This window comes from Streptosporangium amethystogenes, assembly GCF_000721075.1.
Classification (GTDB): Bacteria; Actinomycetota; Actinomycetes; order Streptosporangiales; family Streptosporangiaceae; genus Streptosporangium; species Streptosporangium amethystogenes.
Window position 1 is genome coordinate 15,218 of the sequence record NZ_JOEQ01000009.1, and the last position, 15,279, is coordinate 30,496.

13 protein-coding genes are annotated in these 15,279 nt (G+C 71.1%); 8 read left to right on the forward strand and 5 right to left on the reverse strand.

The annotated features are described in order from the left end of the window. Positions 1–189 precede the first annotated feature (189 nt). Positions 190–906 carry an SDR family NAD(P)-dependent oxidoreductase gene (locus tag IG98_RS0114985; RefSeq protein WP_030911730.1) on the forward strand — a complete coding sequence of 239 codons (717 nt, stop codon included), beginning with the start codon at positions 190–192 and terminating at the stop codon, positions 904–906. On the opposite strand, the gene IG98_RS0114990 is transcribed toward IG98_RS0114985, so the two are convergent. After that, positions 873–2,039 (reverse strand): ADP-ribosylglycohydrolase family protein, encoded by a 1,167-nt coding sequence (locus tag IG98_RS0114990; protein ID WP_051752116.1) that lies wholly within the window; start codon positions 2,037–2,039, stop codon positions 873–875. The genes IG98_RS0114985 and IG98_RS0114990 overlap by 34 nt on opposite strands. Positions 2,040–2,104: 65 nt before the next feature. Between IG98_RS0114990 and IG98_RS0114995 the strand changes: the two genes are divergently transcribed. From IG98_RS0114995 to IG98_RS0115005, 3 genes are all read left to right on the forward strand, one after another. Beyond that, positions 2,105–2,527: a hypothetical protein gene (locus tag IG98_RS0114995; protein WP_157594345.1), complete on the forward strand. Its 423-nt coding sequence runs from the start codon at positions 2,105–2,107 to the stop codon at positions 2,525–2,527. Positions 2,528–2,611: 84 nt separating this feature from the next. Further along, positions 2,612–3,154 carry a hypothetical protein gene (locus IG98_RS46880; protein ID WP_030911738.1) on the forward strand — a complete coding sequence of 181 codons (543 nt, stop codon included), beginning with the start codon at positions 2,612–2,614 and terminating at the stop codon, positions 3,152–3,154. A 316-nt stretch (positions 3,155–3,470) separates the two neighbouring features. Next, positions 3,471–4,922: a PepSY-associated TM helix domain-containing protein gene (locus IG98_RS0115005; RefSeq protein ID WP_037970384.1), complete on the forward strand. Its 1,452-nt coding sequence runs from the start codon at positions 3,471–3,473 to the stop codon at positions 4,920–4,922. A 40-nt stretch (positions 4,923–4,962) separates the two neighbouring features. Here IG98_RS0115005 and IG98_RS0115010 read toward each other — a convergent pair whose 3' ends face one another. Then, positions 4,963–5,763, reverse strand: a complete 801-nt coding sequence (locus tag IG98_RS0115010) for a helix-turn-helix domain-containing protein (protein ID WP_030911744.1) — start codon at positions 5,761–5,763, stop codon at positions 4,963–4,965. 249 nt (positions 5,764–6,012) lie between these two features. Then, entirely contained in the window at positions 6,013–8,223 is a 2,211-nt protein-coding gene (gene secA2, locus IG98_RS0115015) for an accessory Sec system translocase SecA2 (RefSeq protein WP_030911747.1), read from the reverse strand. A gap of 354 nt (positions 8,224–8,577) precedes the next feature. Here secA2 and IG98_RS0115020 point away from each other — a divergent pair, with 354 nt between their 5' ends. After that, on the forward strand, positions 8,578–9,369 hold the full coding sequence (locus tag IG98_RS0115020) for a class II aldolase/adducin family protein (protein WP_030911750.1): 792 nt from the start codon (positions 8,578–8,580) through the stop codon (positions 9,367–9,369). Positions 9,370–9,433: 64 nt separating this feature from the next. On the opposite strand, the gene IG98_RS0115025 is transcribed toward IG98_RS0115020, so the two are convergent. Further along, a complete protein-coding gene (locus tag IG98_RS0115025) occupies positions 9,434–10,396 on the reverse strand; it encodes a DMT family transporter (protein WP_030911753.1) in 963 nt (320 codons plus the stop codon). 247 nt (positions 10,397–10,643) lie between these two features. Between IG98_RS0115025 and IG98_RS0115030 the strand changes: the two genes are divergently transcribed. From IG98_RS0115030 to IG98_RS0115040, 3 genes are all read left to right on the forward strand, one after another. Continuing rightward, positions 10,644–12,740, forward strand: a complete 2,097-nt coding sequence (locus tag IG98_RS0115030) for a prolyl oligopeptidase family serine peptidase (protein WP_030911756.1) — start codon at positions 10,644–10,646, stop codon at positions 12,738–12,740. A gap of 120 nt (positions 12,741–12,860) precedes the next feature. Continuing rightward, the gene (locus IG98_RS0115035) at positions 12,861–13,220 is read left to right on the forward strand and encodes a VOC family protein (protein ID WP_037970421.1); all 360 of its coding nucleotides are present in this window, start codon (positions 12,861–12,863) and stop codon (positions 13,218–13,220) included. Positions 13,221–13,361: 141 nt separating this feature from the next. After that, positions 13,362–14,249: a DMT family transporter gene (locus IG98_RS0115040; protein WP_245651566.1), complete on the forward strand. Its 888-nt coding sequence runs from the start codon at positions 13,362–13,364 to the stop codon at positions 14,247–14,249. Between the two features lie 91 nt (positions 14,250–14,340). Here the strand turns inward: IG98_RS0115040 and IG98_RS0115045 are convergent, their stop codons facing one another. Next, positions 14,341–14,928 carry a GNAT family N-acetyltransferase gene (locus tag IG98_RS0115045; RefSeq protein WP_030911762.1) on the reverse strand — a complete coding sequence of 196 codons (588 nt, stop codon included), beginning with the start codon at positions 14,926–14,928 and terminating at the stop codon, positions 14,341–14,343. Between the last annotated feature and the right edge of the window lie 351 nt (positions 14,929–15,279).

The following is a 15,279-nucleotide window of genomic DNA, read 5'->3' on the forward strand; positions in this document are numbered from 1 at the left end:
ACGGGCCCCGGTGTTCCCTGTCCCGTTCCGTGCCGAGGACGGTGCCCCCTTCCCGGTACCGCCTGTACCAGGTGGAACGGGTCCCCGATGTGGTTCCGTGCCGGGGACTCCGCCCGCTGCCTGGTATCGCCGTTCCCAGGAAGCGCGAGGCACTACCTGTGCGGGTCCGCGCCGACGACAGTGGTGGGCATGACAACCACACTGATCACCGGAGCGAACAAGGGTCTCGGCTTCGAGACCGCCCGCCGCCTGATCGCGGCGGGACACACCGTCTACGTCGGGGCGCGCGACGACCTGCGCGGGAAGGAGGCGGTGGAGAGCCTCAACACCGGGGGTGGAGTGGGCGAGGCCCGCCCGCTGCTGATCGATGTCACCGACGACGACTCCGTCCAGGCCGCCGCGGCGGTCGTCCGCGAGCAGGCCGGCCACCTCGACGTCCTCGTCAACAACGCGGGTATCGCCGGACCGCGCAAGCCGGTCGGCGAGGTCACCGGTTCCGACGCCGGGACCGTCTACGAGACCAACGTCTTCGGCGCCGTGCGCGTCACGCACGCGTTCCTGCCGCTGCTCGAAGCCGGTGAGGCTCCCGTCATCGTGAACGTCGGCAGCGGTCTGGGCTCGCTGGCGGTGACCACCGACCCCGCCCGTTTCGAGTCGACGGTGCCCGCCCTGGTCTACTGCTCCTCCAAGGCCGCGCTCAACATGCTCACCGTGCAGTACGCCAAGGCCTACCCGGCGATCAGGATCAACGTGGTGGACCCCGGCTACACCGCCACCGACCTCAACGGCCACAGCGGTGTCCAGACCGTCGAGCAGGGCGCGGAGGTCATCGTGCGCCTGGCCGTGATCGGCGCCGACGGTCCCACCGGCGGCTACTTCGACGCGGCCGGCCCGGTTCCCTGGTAGCCGCCGCCGGGGTACTTCCTGAGCCAGGTGCCGGTGATCTCCTGGTCCCCGGCGGACCAGGCCGCGAAGTCGTCCGCCAGTTCGGTGATGGCCTCGCGGCCCTCCAGGTGGGTGAGCCACCCGGCGGGCAGCGCGGTCTCGCCGTGCAGGGCGCCCAGCAGGTTGCCGCAGACGGCCCCGGTGGAGTCACTGTCGCCGGAGTGGTTGACCGCGAGCAGCAGCGCCCGTTCGACATCGCCGGGCGCGGGGTGGGACAGCGCGCAGTAGACCGCGATGGCGAGCGCCTCCTCGGCGACCCACGCCCCGCCGAGTGACTCGACCCGCTCCGGGCTCGGACCACCTTCTGCCGCCAGGGACACGGCGGTGCGCAGCGCCCGGCTGGTCTCCTCGTGCGCGGGGTAGGTCTCCAGCAGGTCCGTCGCCTGCCGTACGGCCCGTGCGACCACATTCGCTGGGGGAGACGGGAAGTCGTCCTGTTCGGCGGGAGTCACCAGGAAGTGCACGATGGCCGCGAAGGCTCCGGCGGCGAGGTAGCCGGTGGGGTGGCCGTGGGTGAGCTGGGCGCACTCGGCGGCCAGCTCGAAGACGTGCCGGGGGTTCCGGGGATTGCCTGCAGGCAGGCCGAACGGGGCCGAGCGCATCACCGTTCCGCAACCCTTGGAATCGGGGTTGACCGGACCCGGCTCACCGAACGGTGCGGGGACGACCGTGCCCCGGTGTCGCAGGCCCGACAGGCAGGCGTTCCCGGGGGCGCGCCGGGAGTAGAGCCACCTCTGCTCGCGGAGCAGGCCGGTGCGGATCGGGTCGTTCCCAGAAGAGCCGGGGGGCGGGGAGGGATGCCGCTGGGTGTCCAGCCAGCGCAGGTAGGCGCGGTGGACCGCGTCCACGTCGCCGCCGCGGATCAGCCCCTCCACGGTGAACAGCGTCATCTGGGTGTCGTCGGTGATCAGGCCCACCGTGCCGCGCCAGTCCGGAACCAGCCCGGTCACTCCCGCGGGCCCGTGCTGCCTGTGGATTCTCCCGATCGACTCGAACTCGATGGGCGCCCCCAGCGCGTCGCCGAGCGCGCCGCCCAGCAGGCAACCTCTCACGCGGGCGCGATGGTCCGGCAGGTCATGGGCGGGAGGGCGCATGTCTGTTCACTCCTCGGCGTCGGGATCGGCAGGACTCGGAGTTTGAGACTGTACGCGGAGCCATAATGGAAAATCACCAATATGAGGTGGGCTGGGCCACGATTTCGAGGAGCCTCCGAGACGAGGACGCCGCGGGACGTACGGGGGTCGCGGCGGCCGTGGCCAGCCGGGAGGGCGGGGTGCGGCACGAGTACGTCTTCGACCCCGTCACCTACCTGTACCTGGACGAGCGGGTCGTCGTGGTGGTGGACGCGGCCAGGGCCGGGGCCCCGGTGGGCGGCGTGCTGACCTCGACGGCGCTGCTGAAGGTCGAGGTGGCCGACCACGCGCCCAAGGTCGCCCGACAGCCGGGGCCGTGCCGCCCTTCCCGGAGCTCCGTCACGCTCCCGCGGGTGACGTCACCGGCGCGGGTGTCCCGTATGCGAGCACCGAGGGCATCGCCGGGTTGGCGCCCCGCACGTGAGCGGCACCGGCCCATACGATCGTGACGCGTCCACCGGGCGGTACGAATCCACACCTCTACTGCTAATCGGGGGTATGGCGAAGGCGCTGGTCTCTGTCACCATTGGCCCATGCACGCCTTCCGCCTCCTGCGCGCCGCGGTGTTCGCGGTCGTGTGCGTGACGGTGTCGCTGGCCATGCACGTGCTGGCCGGAGGCAGCCCGGTCGGGCCGGGCGTGCTGGTCTGGGCGGTGCCGCCGACCGCGGCGGGCGCCTTCCTCCTCGCCCGGCGGCAGCGTGGCTTCGGCATGCTGCTCGGGGCGAGCTTCGCCGCGCAGTACGGCATGCACCTGTGGTTCACCTCCGGTGAGGTCACGCCGGTGACCGGCCACGAGCACGGTGCCGGTGGCCTGTACGCGGGTGTGTTCATGCTGCTGGTGCACGCCGTGATGGCGCTGCTGTCCGCCCACTGGCTGGAGCGGGGGGAGCATGGCCTGGCCATGCTCCTGTACCTGCTCTTCGCCTCGGTCCTCACCCTGCTGCTGTGGCGCGTGCCCGCCGTCTGCCGCGTCGCTCCGCCCGCCGCGCCCGACGACCGGGTGCCGCTCCGCACCCGGCTGCTCGCCGCCGCGGTGTCACGTCGCGGGCCGCCCGCGCTCCCGCTCGCCATCTGACATCGGGCCGGCGCCCGGATGCCGTCGTGCCCGCTGGGCACGCGACTCCGGACGCCGTGTGCTCCCGGACCGTGAACCGTCACGCCTTTCCCGAGCGGTGACCCGGGGCCCAGCGCGGCCGACCCGAACCCCCTCGCGCCCTCCTCGGGCGCCGAGCCGGCGTCCCGCCCCCCTGCCCGGGGTGGCGAGCACGCCCTTCCGGCTTCCCGCCCCGATGCCGTCACGCTCTCGCGACGGCCGTCCCGGCGAACCGAACCCCACACCGCGGTGACGCGTACCTGTCGGTGCGCGCGTTCCCTGCGAACGGAGAACCTCCATGACGTCGAACGTCGACCTCCAGCCCGAGACCGGGCCGTCCACACCGGTCGCCCCCCGAACACCCTCCACCCGGGCGACGCTGCGCTCGCTCCTGCTCCGCCTGCACTTCTACGCCGGCATCCTCGTCGCGCCCTTCCTGCTGGTGGCGGCGACGACCGGTCTGCTGTACGCGGCCTCCTTCCAACTGGAGAAGGTGGTCCACTCCCACGAACTGACCGTCCCCGTCCCGGAGGGGCGGCAGAAGGTGCCGCTGGCACAGCAGATCGCCGCCGCCACCGCCGCGCACCCCGAGGGAACCCTCGGCGCCGTGCGGACCTTCGACGAGCCGGGCCAGACGACCCGGGTGCTGCTCGACGTGCCCGGCCTCGCGGAGAGCACCCGCCTGGCGGTCTTCGTCGACCCGTACACCGGTCAGGTCCGGGGCGCCCTGGAGAGCTACGGCAGCTCGGGCGCCCTGCCCGTGCGGACCTGGATCTCCCAGCTCCACCGTCACCTGCACCTGGGCGAGCCGGGACGCGTCTACAGCGAGATGGCCGCCAGCTGGCTCTGGCTGGTCGGACTCGGCGGGCTGGTGCTCTGGCTGACCCGTCGCCGCCGGGCAGGCCGGCGGTTGCGCCGCGTCGTCGCGCCCGAGCGCGGCGTCCGCGGCCTGCGCGGGACCCTCTCCTGGCACGGCTCGGTCGGCCTGTGGGCGCTGATCGGCCTGCTCGCCCTGTCGGCCACCGGCCTGACCTGGTCGAAGTACGCCGGAGCCAATGTCGACGTGCTGCAGACCTCGTTCGGCTGGTCCACCCCGTCGATGCCCTCCTCCGGCGGCCACGGCGACCACGCCGCCGGGGGTCATGAGGGAGGCGGCGTCCACCCCGTCGACGCCGACCAGGTGGTCCGGGCGGCGGCGGGCAGGGGATTGTCCGGACCGCTTGAGGTCGTCTGGCCGTCCGAGCCGGGGGGCTCGTACGTGGTCAAGGAGATGGACCGGCTCTGGCCGCAGCGCAACGACCAGGTGGCGGTCGATCCCGCCACCGGCCAGGTGACCGCCGAACTGCGCTTCGACGACTTCCCCGTGGCGGCCAAGCTGATCCGGTGGGGCATCGACGGGCACATGGGCGTGCTGTTCGGCCTGGCCAACCAGATCCTGCTGGCCGTGCTGGCAGTGGCGCTGATCTCGGTCATCGTGTGGGGCTACCGCATGTGGTGGCTGCGCCGCCCGACCCGCGGTTTCGGCGCCCCCTATCGGCGCGGCGGCCTGCGGAGGCTGCCCCCGGTCGCGGCCCTGCCCCTGGCGGCCGTGGTGATCGCGGTGGGCGTCTTCCTCCCGCTGCTGGGCGTCTCGCTGCTGGCCTTCCTCGTGATCGACGTCGTCCTCGCCAGGATCGAGGGGGCGCGCGCGGGGAGGTCCGGCGCCGACGAGTCCGGCGCCGACAGGTCCGGAGCCGGGGTCTCCGGCTGAGCGGTGGGGGTGCGGGCGCGCGCCCGCACCCCCACCCGGGTCAGTCCGGGTGGTGCTGGTGCTGCAGGTAGGCGGCGGTCTCGGGGTTGGCCGGGAAGTACGCCTCGATGGCCAGCTCGGCGACGGTGATGTCCAGCGGGGTGCCGAAGGTGGCCATGGTGCTGAAGAAGGCCAGCTCCCGGTAACCGCGGCGGAGCCTGAGCGGGATCACGATGTGACCGGGGCCCGGCCGGTCTATCTCCGGCTCGGGCTGGTCGCAGGGGTAGTCGTCGAGTTCCCGCCAGAGCGCGGCCAGGTCGGGGTCGGCGGTGAGGCTCATCTGCCGGCGGAGCCGGTGCAGGAGGTGGGCCCGCCACTCGCCCAGGTTGATGATCCGCTGTGCCATGCCCTTCGGGTGCAGGCTCAGCCGGAGCACGTTGACCGGGGGTTCCAGCAACTCGGGCGAGACCCCGCGCAGCAGCAGCCCGGTGGCGGAGTTGCGGTCGATGAGGTTCCAGCGCTGGTCGACGACCACCGCCGGGTACGGCTCGTGCCCGCTGAGCACCTGCCCCAGCGCCTCGCGTACGGACGCCATGTGCGGGGAGTTGAGCGGGGTCTCCGAGTAGAGCGGCGCGAAACCGCCGGAGAGCAGCAGGTGGTTGCGCTCGCGGAGGGGGAGTTCCAGTTCCTCGGCGAGATGGAGGATCATCTGCCTGCTCGGTTTGGACCTTCCGGTCTCCACGAAGCTCAGATGCCGGGTGGAGATGTCCGCCTGGATCGCCAGGTCCAGCTGGCTCATTCGCCGGCGCTCCCGCCACTGGCGCAGAAGCTCACCTACCGGCCGGGACGCGCTGGTGGTCATGCAGTTCACGATAACCGGTAATGATCAGTGAAACCATTACCGAGCATGTAATGCCTGCCATGATGTGGAGGAGGCGAGCAGGGGTCCGTGTTCGCCGAAACGCCGACCCCTGAAACCCGTGTTGGCTGGAGCGAGGCGACTACCGGGTGCTCTATCTGATCGACGACGGCCGGATCGTGGTGCAGGTGATCACCGTCCAGCATCGGGCGGACGCCTGTCGGTCGCGATGGACGGTGAGCCGTAACCCGCTCAGCGGTGGCGGACCTTGGTGGTGAGGCGGTTGAGGATGCGGTCCCACTCGGTGCCGAAGGGGTTGTCCTGGACGAGGTAGGTCCAGGTGGCGGTGGGGCGCTTGAGCCCCGCGCCGTCGAGGTCGAGGCCGTCGGCGGTGATGACGGCGGTCTCGAAGGTCTCGACCGAGCGTGACTCGATCTCGGCCAGCAGGCGCTGGTAGGCCGGGACCGCGTCCTTGTGGAACTCGTCGATCGGGTTGAGCCGCCCGAGAACCCGCAGGTGGATGCCCTCTCGCAGCTCCCCCAGATAGGCCAGGTGGTCGGCCCAGCCGCGGTCGAGGTGGAACAGCACGATCTGGCGGGCGGCCTCGTGCAGCACCTCCTCGCCGGCGGTCTCCACCAGCTCCGACCATCGCTCGGGAGCGGCCGAGGCCAGGGCCTCGCCGGCCACCCGCTCGCGCAGGACCCGGTCGCGGCGCTCCAGCAACTGGCCGCGCTGGCGCTCCAGCAGCCGGGTATAGCGCCAGGTGTTGCGGTGGATCTCCATGTTGACGCCCTCGGCGACCCGCTGGGCGTGGCCCACCAGGGAGTGCTCGGGCACGCCCTTGGCGTACTCGTCGGCGACATAGTGGGCGATCAGCTCGTCCTCGCCGCTGACGTAGAAGACCGAGCCGCCGGGGTCGCCCTGACGGCCCGCGCGCCCGCGGAGCTGGTCGTCCAGGCGGCTGCTGGTGTGCCGGCCCGAGCCGATGACGTACAGGCCGCCGAGCTCGTCGACGCCCTCGCCGAGGCGGATGTCGGTGCCGCGCCCGGCCATCTGGGTGGAGACGGTGAGCGCGCCGCGCTCCCCGGCCCGGGAGATGATGGCCGCCTCCTCGGCGTCGTTCTTGGCGTTGAGGACCACGCACTCCAGCCCTCGGCCGCTCAGGGTCAGTGCCAGGCGCTCGGACTCGGCCACGTCCATGGTGCCGATCAGGATCGGCCGGCCGGTGGCGTGCACCTCGACGATCTCCTCGACCAGCGCGAGGTCCTTCTCCAACCGGTACTCGAAGAGCCGGTCGGGCTCGTCGGTCCGCACGCACGGCCGGTTGGAGGAGACCACGGCCACCTTGAGGTCGTAGAACTCCCGCAACTGGTCGCCGACCGCGACCGCGGTGCCGGTCATGCCGCACTTCTCCGGGTAGCGGGTGATCAGCGCCTGGACGGTGATCGAGTCGAGGATCTCACCGGTCTCCGAGGGCGACAGCGCCTCCTTGGCCTCCACCGCCGCCTGCAGGCCGTCCGGCCAGCGCTGCAGCAGCGCCACCCGGCCCCGCGACGGGTTGATCAGGTGCACCTTGCCGTCCCGGACGATGTAGTCGACGTCCTTGGTCAGCAGGGCGTGCGCGTGCAGGGCGAGGTTGACCTCGGTCAGCGTGGCGGGGGTGTCGTAGAGGTCGAGGCCGAGCGCCTGCTCGACGGTGTCGATGCCCTTGGTCGTCAGGTGGACGTTGCGCGCCTGATCGTCGAGCTCGTAGTGGTAGCCCTTGACCAGCTGCCTGACCAGCGCCGCCATCTCCGGCACCGCGTCACCGGGGTCGGCGGCCCCGGCCAGCACCAGCGGCACCCTGGCCTCGTCGACCAGCACGGAGTCGGCCTCGTCGACCACCGCCACGGCCGGCGCAGGCACGATCAGGTCCTCCACCCGGGTGCTCAGCCGGTCGCGCAGCACGTCGAAGCCGATCTCGCTGACCGAGCCGTACGTCACGTCCGCCGCGTACGCCGCCCTGCGCTCCTCGGGCGTGGAGTTCTGCCCGATCCAGCCGCAGGAGACGCCGAGCGCCTCGTACAGCGGGCCCATCCACTCGGCGTCCCGCCGGGCCAGGTAGTCGTTGACCGAGATGACGTGGACCCGCTTGCCCTGCAGGGCGTGTCCGGCGGCGGCCATCGCACCGGACAGGGTCTTGCCCTCGCCGGTCGCCATCTCCGCGACGTTTCCCGACAGCATCGCCAGCATGCCGACCAGCTGCACGTCGTACGGCCGCAGGTCGAGCGTGCGGCGCGCGGCCTCCCTGACGATCGCGCAGAACTCCGCCAGGTCGTCGACCGAGGGCGCGGGCAGCTCGTCGAGCGCGCGGATCCGCTCCTCGCGGGTCCCCGCGTCCGCCACCACCCGCTCGAACTTCGACAGGTCGATGGTGCCGGGGCGTTCGAGGAAGCGCCTGAAGAACTGAGTTATCGAGGCCACGTCTCCTCCAACGCCCGTTTGCGGGCTCGCGTTCCGTCTCTTCGCACATTGTGGTGCAAAGATCGATTGTTCATGGATCGGAGCGGGGTCGCGAGGCCCCGGAAGCGGCAGGCGGCCCGCCGCGGACATCGGGCCGGTGGGACGCCGAGGCGCCAGGTCACCGGCCCGACCGGTGACGCAAGATACGAATTTATCCGATGTTTGTTATGTCATAGCGTAATAAATCGGACTTATTCTCTGCCGGGGAGGCGTGGACATCCCCGATGATCGGCACGAAGGTTGTGAGATCGCCGAACATACGACGACCACCGAACACACGACCGCCGTGGAAACGACGACCGCCCTGGAGGCACGATGAGCCTGTCCGACCTGCAGCCCGTTCCCACCGACCAGCTCGCCTTCCGGCTGCCGCAGAAGTTCGGGACCGTCGCCGAGGAGCGCCGCCACCGCCAGGAGCGGCTGACCGCCGCGCTGCGGCTGTTCGGCAGATTCGGCTTCGAGGAGGGGGTGGCCGGGCACATCACGGTCCGCGACCCCGAGCACACCGACCACTTCTGGGTGAACCCGTTCGGCATGTCGTTCAAGCACATCAAGGTCAGCGATCTGATCCTGGTCAACCACGAGGGGCAGGTGGTCGAGGGCCGTTACCACGTCAACCAGGCGGCGTTCGCGATCCACTCGATGGTGCACCAGGCCAGGCCGGACGTGGTCGCCGCCGCGCACAGCCACTCGGTGTACGGCAAGGCGCTGTCCTCGCTCGGTACGCTGCTGGAACCGCTCACCCAGGACGCCTGCGCGTTCTACGAGGACCACGGGCTGTTCGACGACTACACCGGGGTCGTGGTGGAGACCGAGGAGGGCCGCCGCATCGCGCAGGCGCTCGGCTCGCACAAGGCGGTCATCCTGCGCAACCACGGCCTGCTCACCGTCGGCGACAGCGTGGACGCCGCGGCCTGGTGGTTCATCACGATGGAGCGCTCGTGCCAGGCGCAGCTGCTGGCCAAGGCCGCGGGGCCCACCGTCCAGATCAGCCACGAGAACGCCAAGCTCACCCACGGGCAGATCGGCAACGACACGGTCGGCTGGATCAACTTCCAGCCGCTGCACGACCAGATCGTCGCCACGGAACCGGACCTGTTCGACTGACGGCCCGCGAGCCGCACGCCCTCCTTCGGGGACGGCCATGCGGCTCGCGAGGATTCGGTACGGCTCAGGTCGTGCCGCTCCCCCCTCCCCTCTCGCCCGCGGCGAGCAGGGCGACCGCGCCGAGCAGCAGGACGCCGCCGCATGCGGCCGGCCCGGTGAGCCGCTCGCCGAGCAGCAGGACGCCGAGGAGCGCCGCGCCGACCGGCTCCACCAGGGAGATCACCGAGGCCGTGGTGGCGCGCACCGCGGCGAGCCCGGTGAAGAAGAGGCCGTAGGCCAGTGCCGTCGGAACCGTGCCCAGAAAGGCGATGATCGCCCAGGAGGCGAGCGGGTCGCCGGAGGGCAGCAGGCCCTGGGCCAGCGCGACGGGCAGCAGGCAGAGCCCGCCGACGACGAAGCCGCCCATGGCGGTGCGGTACGGCTCGCCGGAGGAGGCCCGGTTGAGCAGGGTCACGCCCGCGTACCCGGCCGCCGACAGCAGCGCCCACCCGACGCCGGCCGCGGAGAAGGTCGCGGAGCCGTCGTCGAGGGTAAGCATCGCCAGACCGGTCAGGGCGATCGTGACCGCGCCCAGCCCGGCCGCGCCCAGCCGCTCGCCCAGGAGCAGCCGCCCGCCCGCGGCGACGAGGACGGGAGTGGCGCCTATGGTGACCACGGTCGCCACGGCCAGTCCCGATCCGGCGATCGCCGCGAAGTAGGCGGTCTGGTAGACGGCCATCGCCACGCCCGTCACCAGGATCCGCCCGAGGGCGGCCCCGCGCCGGGGCCTTCGGATGGTGAGTGGTTCGGCGGGCCGGGTTCCGCCGAGGGCCGGGTCGTCTTCGGCGGGCCGGGTCTCCCCGAGGCCGAGGAGACGGCCGGCCAGCAGGAGCATGGCGGCTCCGGCGGCGAACCGCCAGAAGGAGACGGCGACGGGGCCGAGCCCGCCCGCCTGGTAGAGCAGCGCGCCCGCGGCACCGCCGGTGCCCCAGGCGGTCGCCGCGATGGACACGTACAGCAGGCCCCGCCGTACGGAGACATGCGTCATGGAGGTCTCTCCAGATGAGGTGATCGTCGTCAGGTCGCACGGATGCGGACGGCAAGCACCCACCGGACCGCTCGGGTCCGGTCGTCAGGAGAGAGGGCCGCCCGCTAGCGGGCGGTCGGCGGGGAGGTGATCAAAAACACGGCCCCACCCTAGCCAGGCGTTCTGTAGATTCTCAATTCGCATACCCCGGGAAACCAGGCTCCCGGAAGCTCCCAACGACAGGCTGGCCACACCAGCGGAGGATCACATGACGAGAAAGCCGGACCGGGACTTGACGGTTCCCGGGACACGACGTGATCCGGACAGTGGTTACACGCTGCACGGCAGGTGGTTCGCCGACCCCTACGCCTGGCTGGAGCGGCTCGACGACGAACAGACCCAGGCGTGGATCGCGGAGCAGGAGGCCGTCACGCACTCCGTGCTGCGCGCGGAGCCCGGACGCGACTGGCTGCGGGCGGCGGTCTCCCGATCGGCGCGTCATGCGCGGCTGTCGCCGCCGATTCCCGCCGGGCCGCCCGGACGCGAGTTCGTCTGGCGGGCGGACGCCGGCGACGAGAAGCTCTCCCTCATGCTCCGGCGCCGCGAGGGCGCACCGCTGGAGGCGGTGCTCGACCCCAACACCTGGCCGAGCGACGAGGCGCTGGTGTTCGCCGTGCCGTCGCCCGACGGCGCGCTGGTCGCGTTCGGGAAGGCCGTCGGCGGCACCCACGACGCGGTGATCCAGGTGCTCGACGTCGAGACGGGGCGGCTCCTTCCCGACCGGCCCCGCGGCACGGGCCACACGGCACCGGCCTGGCGACCCGACGGGTCGGGGTTCTTCTACGCGGCCTGTCCCGAGCCGGGCGAGGTGCCCGCGGGCGACGAGGCGCACTGGAACGCCGTCTACGAGCACCGGCTCGGGTCGGACGAGCCGGCCCGCCGGATCTTCGGCGACGACCACGAGAAGGAGTACTGGTGCTCCGTCAGGATCAGTGAGTGCGGGCGCTTCGCCGTGCTCCACAAGTGGGACTACGTGCACGCCAATGTCGTCCACCTGCTGCGCCTCGCCGACGACGCGTTCCTGCCGGTCGCTCCCGTCATGCGCTCTCTCAACCAGGTGCAGGTGGTCGGCGACTCCCTGCTCGTCCACACCGACCTCGACGCGCCGCGTGGCCGCCTCTGCGTCGCGTCGCTCGCCGCCCCGACGGAGTGGCGGACGCTCATCCCGGAGAACTCGGACACGCTGCAGACGGTCACGGGTATCGGTGGCCGGCTCTACGCCGTCTACTCGCACGCGGCGTCGCACCGGGTGCGCATCCACACCGAGGACGGCGCCTACCTGCGTGACCTGGCACTGCCGGGGCTCGGCTCGGTGAATCGCAACGAGGGCGAGGGCATCGTCAGCGGTGTCAGCGGCTCCTGGAGCGGCGACGAGGTGTGGGTGAACTTCACCTCGTACGTGCAGCCGCCGTCGGTCTACCGGTACGACTACGCGGCCGACCGCCTGTCGCCGTACCACGTACCCGACGTCGGGCTGGACGCCTCCGCGTATGTGACGGACCAGGACTGGTACGAGTCGCCGGACGGTACCCGGGTGTCGATGTTCATCGTTCATCACCGAGATCTGCCTCGCGACGGTCGCCGGCCCGTGCGGCTGAGCGGCTACGGCGGCTTCAACATCCCGCTGGAGCCGCGCTTCTCCGCGCTGAACGCCGCCTGGCTGAGACTGGGCGGCGTGCTCGCCTTCGCCAACGTGCGAGGCGGTGGCGAGTACGGCCGCGCCTGGCACGAGGGGGCGGTCAAGACGCGGCGGCAGAACGCCTTTGACGACTACATCGCGGCGGCCCGCCGGTTGGAGTCGGCGGGCTACACCACACCCTCCAGGCTCCTCTCGCGCGGCAACAGCAACGGCGGTCTGCTCGTCGCAGTCACCGCCATGCAGGCCCCCGAGGCGTTCGGAGCCGTCTACTGCCGCGCGCCCGTCCTCGACATGCTGAACTTTCCGAGATTCGGCCACCTGAGCTCGGCGACCGTCGAATACGGCTCGCCCGACGATCCCGTCGAGGGCGCCTACCTCGCCGGGTACTCGCCCTATCACAACGTCCGAGCCGATCGCCGCTATCCCGTGATGGCGTTCGTGTCGGCGTTGAACGACCGGGTCGCACCGCCGCACGATCCGCTCAAGATGGTCGCCATGCTCCAGTCCGAGGGCAAGGGCGGTGGCCCCTATCTCCTGCTGCCGCTCCGGGCCTCGGGACACGGCGGCGGCACCACGCTGACGGCGCTCGTCGAACAGGACGTCGACGAGCTGAGCTTCTGCTGCTGGGCGCTCGACGTCGCGGTGCCCTCGCCGGATGCGCGGTGAGCGGGACCGGGGACGCTCACCGTGGGCGTGGAGAACGAGGGCCCGCGGGTTTTCGCCGGGAATCGATCGCTGTACCTGACAGCAGCTGACAGGTACGGGGGAGACGATGGTGCCATGACCATGACAGCGAAATTCATCGCCCTGAACATAGACTGCGCCGAGCCCAGGCGACTGGCCGAGTTCTACGCGGCCGTCTTCGGCTACCAGGTGCAGTACGCGGAGGACACCTACGCCGGTATCGGCGACGGCACGATGGCCGTCTACTTCCAGCAGAACCTCGACCGCAAGCCCGCCGCGTGGCCCGGCCCCGACAAGCAGTTCCACCTGGACGTCCGTGTCGCCGACGTGGAGACGGCGGTCCGCGACTACCTGGAACTCGGGGCCACCAGGCCGGCCTTCCAGCCGGGCGAGGGAAGGTGGGTGGTGCTCGCCGACCCCGAGGGCCACCTGTTCTGTGTCTGCCCGGCGGGCGACCAGTAGGCCGTCTCCGAAGCCCCCGCCGCCGAACCCGGCGAGCGTGGACGGTCATCGCACCGGGTGGGATGAGAAGCGGCGCAGGTCTCTACCCGTTCGTCTCGCGCTCTAAGCTTGCGGGGTGACCCAAGAAGCGCTTCTTCCCAGATGTCCTGTTCGCTCTGCGGGGTGGCGATGACCTGGGTCGGGATATCGATCGCGTTGGTCGGTGCGCTGGGCTACGCCCTGGGGGCCGCGCTCCAGCAGTTCGAGGCGGTCTCCGAGGGCGCCTCGCTGAAGCTGATGAAGCGGCCCCGCTGGTGGATCGGCGGTGTCATCGGGTTCACCGGGGCGTCCCTGCACGCCGTCGCCCTCAGCTTCGCGCCGCTGATAGCGGTGCAGCCGATCAGCGTGGCGACACTGGTGTTCGCGGTGCCGCTGGCGGCGATACTGCATGGCAGACGTCCGCACCGGGCGGAGATCGGCGGTTCGATCGCGGTGGCCGTCGGGCTGCTCGGCCTGCTGTTGCTGGTTCCGGTGCACCCGGTGAAACCGCACCTGACGAACCAGGAGGCGCTGGGCTTCCTCGGCTGCGTCGGACTGGTCATCGTGGCGACCCATCTGCTGGGGCGGAAGATGGGCGGCTCGGCCAAGGCACTCATGCTGTCGGTCGCCGCGGGAGCGATGACCGCCAGCGTCTCCACCTTCGTCCGGGTGGTGGGCGGCAACTTCGGCGGCGACTTCGGCAAGCTGCTCAGCTGGTTCACGGTCGCCATCCCGGTGCTGCTCGTCTGCGCGGTCGTGTTGCTGCAGAAGACCTACGAGGTGGGTTACTTCGGCATCTCCTACGCGGCGGTGCAGGTGGTCGACCCGATCACCTCGATCCTCGCCGGTGTGCTCCTGCTCGACGAGGCGGTACCCACCGGCTGGCTGAACGTGATCCCCGCGCTCTTCGCGGGCGCGCTGCTCGTCTGGGGGACGGTCACCCTGGGGAAGCTCTCCCCGGACCAGGGGGTTCCGGCCTCGGTGCGCGAGAAGGCGACGGTCTCGCCGTAGGCGGATCAGGCCGAGGGGGCGTCCAGCCGAGCACCTCGTCCATCGCGCCATTCACGAGTGATGAACGCCGTTGGTCCGGTTCGGGAGCCGTTCAGCGGGCCAGGCCGGTGAGGCGGGCGCGGTGGGCGGGCCACTCGTCGTCCAGGATGCCGAAGTAGACGCTGTCGCGCCAGGTGCCGTCGGTGCGGCGACGGTGGCGGCGCAGGGTGCCCTCGTGAACGCCGCCGATGCGCCTGATCGCGTTCTGTGAGCGGATGTTCAGGTTGTCGGTCTTGAGCTGCACCCGGTTCACGCCCAGCTTGTCGAAGGCGTGGTCGATCAGCAGGATCTTGCACGCGGTGTTCACCCCGGAACGCCACAGGGCCCTGCCATACCAGGTCCAGCCGATCTCGATGCTGTCGGCGTACCCGGGCGTGTCGATGTAGGTGGTCCAGCCGACCGCCCGGCCGCTCTCCTTCAGGACCACCGCGAACGGCACGTGGTCCGCTGTGTCGACCAGCTGCGCCGCGATCCGGGCCAGTTCGGCCTCGGTGCGCGGGGCGGGGCCGGTCACCCAGCGCCACACCTCGTCGTCGTTGCCGCCGACGGCGAACAGGTCGGGGAGGTGGTCGTCGGTCAACGGCTCCAGCCGTACGGTGTCGTCTTCGAGGGTGAGGGGAGCGGGCATCTGCGCGGTCATGGAAGGGACTCTAGGGCTCCGGGTGGACCTGCCTGAAGGTCCACTCGGAGGCTCTTCCCAGGGACCACTTGGGGGTCCTGTTCCGTCGCGGAGCGGGGATCCCGTGAATTTCGGCATGCTCAGGTGTGTCGACAGGCGTACCGTCTGGTCGGTACACTTTCCGGCAGACCGTGAGGAGATCCCATGGATTTCGTGTTCCAGGCCGGGACCGGGCAGTCGCGGGGGCGGCTGCCCGACGTCACGGACGAGTTCGTCCGCCCGGTGCTCGCGGCCCGGGTCGCCGGGCGCTGAGGATCTTTTGAAAAGCACCTGACCTGACCTCGCCGTTCTCCCTCCCGGGTGCCGGGACTG

Excerpts from the sequence above, each read along its gene's own strand:
- IG98_RS0115020 (WP_030911750.1), top strand. The coding sequence starts at position 8,578 with ATGAGCCTGTCCGACCTGCAGCCCGTTCCCACCGACCAGCTCGCCTTC.
- IG98_RS0115040 (WP_245651566.1), top strand. The coding sequence starts at position 13,362 with ATGTCCTGTTCGCTCTGCGGGGTGGCGATGACCTGGGTCGGGATATCG.
- IG98_RS0114995 (WP_157594345.1), top strand. The coding sequence starts at position 2,105 with ATGGAAAATCACCAATATGAGGTGGGCTGGGCCACGATTTCGAGGAGC.
- IG98_RS0115035 (WP_037970421.1), top strand. The coding sequence starts at position 12,861 with ATGACAGCGAAATTCATCGCCCTGAACATAGACTGCGCCGAGCCCAGG.
- IG98_RS0114985 (WP_030911730.1), top strand. The coding sequence starts at position 190 with ATGACAACCACACTGATCACCGGAGCGAACAAGGGTCTCGGCTTCGAG.
- IG98_RS0114990 (WP_051752116.1), bottom strand. The coding sequence starts at position 2,039 with ATGCGCCCTCCCGCCCATGACCTGCCGGACCATCGCGCCCGCGTGAGA.
- IG98_RS0115030 (WP_030911756.1), top strand. The coding sequence starts at position 10,644 with ATGACGAGAAAGCCGGACCGGGACTTGACGGTTCCCGGGACACGACGT.
- IG98_RS0115005 (WP_037970384.1), top strand. The coding sequence starts at position 3,471 with ATGACGTCGAACGTCGACCTCCAGCCCGAGACCGGGCCGTCCACACCG.
- IG98_RS0115045 (WP_030911762.1), bottom strand. The coding sequence starts at position 14,928 with ATGACCGCGCAGATGCCCGCTCCCCTCACCCTCGAAGACGACACCGTA.
- IG98_RS0115010 (WP_030911744.1), bottom strand. The coding sequence starts at position 5,763 with ATGACCACCAGCGCGTCCCGGCCGGTAGGTGAGCTTCTGCGCCAGTGG.
- IG98_RS46880 (WP_030911738.1), top strand. The coding sequence starts at position 2,612 with ATGCACGCCTTCCGCCTCCTGCGCGCCGCGGTGTTCGCGGTCGTGTGC.
- IG98_RS0115025 (WP_030911753.1), bottom strand. The coding sequence starts at position 10,396 with ATGACGCATGTCTCCGTACGGCGGGGCCTGCTGTACGTGTCCATCGCG.